Here is a 602-nt window from a genome sequence, read left to right on the forward strand (position 1 = left end):
GACCACCACTGGTTGTCCCGGCAGATCCTCCACGCCGTCCGCTCACACATCTGCTCACCGGCTTCTGCCGCTTCGCCGGCCAGGAACCGGTAGCCATACTCGGGGTCGTCGACGTGGGCGTCCAGCAGCGCGTTGGACCGGTATGCCTCGACCACCTCGGCCTTGGTGACCTGCTGGTGGCGCCAGCGGTAGTAGGGCTGGCGGGAGAGCTTCAGGACCCGCAGGGACACCGCGACGGGAATGCCGTCCGCGGCGAGCTCACTCACGAGCGGGTAGAACCTTTTCCCGGCAGGTTCGCCTGGGACAGGTAGGCAGCGGCACGGCGGAGGACCTCGTTCTCCTGCTGGAGCAGCCGGATCTGCTTGCGGGCCTCGCGCAGCTCGGTCGACTCCTCCCGTGTCCTGCCGGGGCGGTTGCCGTCGTCGATATCGGCTTGGCGGATCCATTTGTGCAGCGTCATCTCGTGGACTCCGAAGTCCTTCGCGATCTGCGCGATGGTGATGCCGTCCTCACGGGACCGGGCCACTCGCACGACGTCTTCGCGGAACTCCTGGGGGTAGGGAGCGGGCATGGTGCACATCCTTCCAGGCCGCCCTCCGGGC

1 protein-coding gene and 1 pseudogene are annotated in these 602 nt (G+C 67.8%); both read right to left on the reverse strand.

Features of this window, described 5'->3' with window-relative positions:
• A pseudogene (locus QSJ40_RS12580) lies at positions 1-266 on the reverse strand (IS3 family transposase); the annotation flags it as partial.
• Positions 263-571 (reverse strand): IS3 family transposase, encoded by a 309-nt coding sequence (locus QSJ40_RS12585; RefSeq protein ID WP_006215866.1) that lies wholly within the window; start codon positions 569-571, stop codon positions 263-265. The gene QSJ40_RS12585 and the pseudogene QSJ40_RS12580, both read right to left, overlap by 4 nt.
• Positions 572-602 lie beyond the last annotated feature (31 nt).

Source organism: Kocuria sp. NBRC 114282 (assembly GCF_030268385.1).
GTDB classification, from domain to species: Bacteria; Actinomycetota; Actinomycetes; order Actinomycetales; family Micrococcaceae; genus Kocuria; species Kocuria palustris.

Coding starts and splice junctions, on each gene's coding strand:
- QSJ40_RS12585 (WP_006215866.1), bottom strand. CDS start 571: ATGCCCGCTCCCTACCCCCAGGAGTTCCGCGAAGACGTCGTGCGAGTG.